2 protein-coding genes are annotated in these 2,939 nt (G+C 71.2%); both read left to right on the top strand.

Features of this window, described 5'->3' with window-relative positions:
* Positions 1-676: substrate binding domain-containing protein (locus tag FV222_RS21785; RefSeq protein ID WP_147815622.1), on the top strand; the 676-nt coding region annotated here is incomplete at its 5' end.
* A gap of 127 nt (positions 677-803) precedes the next feature.
* Positions 804-2,420 (top strand): cyclic nucleotide-binding domain-containing thioredoxin-disulfide reductase, encoded by a 1,617-nt coding sequence (locus FV222_RS21780; protein WP_147815621.1) that lies wholly within the window; start codon positions 804-806, stop codon positions 2,418-2,420.
* Positions 2,421-2,939: the final 519 nt, after the last annotated feature.

Raw genomic sequence — 2,939 nt, 5'->3', positions numbered from 1 at the left:
GGCGGAGGCCCTGGCCGGCGCCTCCGAGCCTCGGGGCCTGGTTCGCCTCGCGGTGCCGATGTCGTTCGGCCTGCTCCACGTCACGCCGCGGCTCCCGGACTTCCTCGCCCGGTACCCGGCCGTCTCGATCGACCTGCACCTGAGCGACGAGGTGGTCGACCTGATCGGCGGCGGGTTCGACATCGGATTGCGCATCGCCGCGCTGCCGGATTCCTCGCTGCGCGCCCGCAAGCTCTGCGCCGTCCGCCGCTCGCTCGTGGCGACGCCGGGCTACCTGGAGCGGCACGGCCGCCCCGAACACCCGGACGACCTCGTCCGGCATGCCTGCCTCGGCTACGCCTACCTGCCGGCCTCCGACCGCTGGCGGTTCACGGACCCGACGGGGACCGAAGCGTCGATCGTGCCGAAGGGGCCGATGCGGGCCAACAACGCGGAGGCCCTGGCGCCGGCCCTGCGCGCCGGCCTCGGCCTGGCGGTGCAGCCGGACTTCATGATCTGGGACGACCTCAAGGCCGGCACCCTGGAGCGCGTGCTGCCCGATTGGGCCCTGCCGCCGATCGCCCTGCATCTCGTCATGCCGCCGGGCGAGTTGCGGCCCGCTCGCGTGACGGTGCTGATCGCCTACCTCGCCCAGGTGCTCTCCACGGCTCCGTGGGCGAGCGCCGACCATCCTTGAGACGCCCGAACCGGACACGCAGGATCGCGGGTGGAGCGGGCTCGGGCATCCTGCCGGCCGGGCACCTTGTCCGGCGGGGCGGCGTGACCGATGCTGCGCCGCACCAGGGCGCGCGGGAGTTGACGACATGGAGACGATCGGCCGGGACCTGAGCGAGATGCAGCGCATCCCCCTCGCGGCGTCGCACATCGCCGCGCTCCAGGCTGCCGGCGTCGAGCGGCGTTACCCGGCCGGCACCTTCCTCGTGCGCGCCGGCGAACGGGCCGACCGCTTCGTCTACGTCGAGGCGGGCGAGATCGAGGTGGTGAACCCCTTCACCGGTGCGCGGCACCTGCCCTCGACCCTCGGGCCGACGCAGTTCATGGGCGAGATCGCGTTCCTGAACGGCGGGAACTGGTCGATGCCGATGCGGGCGGTCCAGGACACCACCGTGATCGAGGTGCCGCGGCGGGAGATGCTGCGGCTGATGTCCGAGATCCCCGAGATGTCGGACATCGTCATCACGGTGCTCTCGGCGCGGCGGCGGCGGCAGCTCGACACCCATGACGGCACCCTGGTGCTGATCGGCGAGGACGACGACCGGGCGGTTCGGCGGATCGCCGAGTTCGCCAGCCGCAACCGCCTCCCCTACCGATCCTACGCCCTCGGTAGCCCGGAGGCCGAGGCCGTCGCGGAAAGCTGCGCGACGCGCGCGGACCGGCCGGCGGTGATCTTCGGGCGCGACGTGGTCGTGACGGAGCCGACGCCGGACAAGGTCGCCGACCTGCTCGGCCTCAACTACGACCTGATCGACGACGAGGCCTTCGACGTGATCGTCGTCGGCGGCGGCCCGGCCGGCGTGGCGGCGGGCGTCTACGCGGGCGCGGAAGGGCTTCGCGCCCTGGTGGTCGAGGATGTCGCGGTCGGCGGCCAGGCCGGCACGTCGAGCCGCATCGAGAACTACATGGGCTTCCCGACCGGGATCTCCGGCGCCGACCTGGTCTGGCGCGGCGAGGTCCAGGCGATGAAGTTCGGGACGCGGTTCGCCATGCCGCGACGGGTGGCCAAGCTCGAGCGGCTCGAAGACGGGGATTTCTGCGCGACCTTCGAGAACGGGCAGCGCGTCCGCGGGCGCGCCGTCGTCGTCGCGACCGGCGTCCAATACCGGCGCCTGCCGATCGACCGGCTCGAAGCGTTCGAGGGCGCGGGCGTCTACTACGCGGCGACCGACATCGAGGCGCGCTACTGCCGCAACGCCGAGACCGTCGTCATCGGCGGCGGCAACTCCGCGGGACAGGCGGCGATGTTCCTCAGCCGCTCGGCCCGGCACGTCCGCCTCGTGGTGCGCGCGCAATCGCTGGCGGCCTCGATGTCCCAATACCTGTCCAGCCGCCTGGAGGCGGACCCGGCGATCACGATCGAGTACGGCACCGAAGTCAGCGCCCTGCACGGCGACGACCGGCTCGACGCGGTGAGCGTCCGAAACGTAGCGGACGGGACGGTGCGCCTGGTCGTGACCTGCGCCGTGTTCGTCATGGTGGGGGCGGCGCCCAACACGCGCTGGCTCTCGGGCCTCATCGCCCTCGACGACCACGGCTTCGTGCTGACCGGGGAGGCGGTCGGCGCGAACTCGCCCTATGCCACGTCACACCCGGGCATCTTCGCGGTCGGCGACGTCCGCGCCGGCTCGGTCAAGCGCGTCGCCTCGTCCGTGGGCGAAGGATCGGTCGTCATCTCGAAGGTCTGGGACTACGTCCGGCGTTGAGTCGCCCGCGGGCTCAAAGTCGTCGGTGAAGAGCCGCCTGCAACGCGACCGGACGCCGAGGTCCTTCACCCGCCAGTTCGACACAGTGTTTGTGCCCGGGACCGACATGACGGCTCATCGAGCGCAGCGAGAAGGCCGTCCGGACGACGACCGGAAGCCGTTTGGGCCGATCCAGAGCGCGCGGGCGGGTGCGAAAGCACCGACCTCGCGATCGATGTCCGGGGGGCAGGCCAGCTGGCGTTCGTCTCGTTTCCCGAACCGTTTCATCGATTGCGTATGAAGAGGTTGGGACGCAAGCATGCGGCAGGGCGCAAATGCCGATACCGATCAGGCCGGATGGGTCAGGGCGCCGACGTTGCGATAGAGCATGTATCCCGCCACCACGAAGATGACTGATCGGCCCCCACGAGGTGGTCCAAGGGTAAAGTTAGTGCACGGTGGGCCGCTCCGCCACGGATAGCTTGGCCGGCGGAGCTGGTCTGGCAAGCGCAGCCGGCCAAGCGGAGAAGGCTGGCATGA

The sequence above is a fragment of the Methylobacterium sp. WL103 genome (assembly GCF_008039885.1).
Taxonomy (GTDB): domain Bacteria; phylum Pseudomonadota; class Alphaproteobacteria; order Rhizobiales; family Beijerinckiaceae; genus Methylobacterium; species Methylobacterium cerastii.
Note: the sequence above shows the minus strand (reverse complement) of the source record. Positions and strands in the feature narration are given on the sequence as shown.

Bases quoted from the DNA above. Each gene is read 5' to 3' on its own strand.
- FV222_RS21780 (WP_147815621.1), top strand. From the start codon at position 804: ATGGAGACGATCGGCCGGGACCTGAGCGAGATGCAGCGCATCCCCCTC.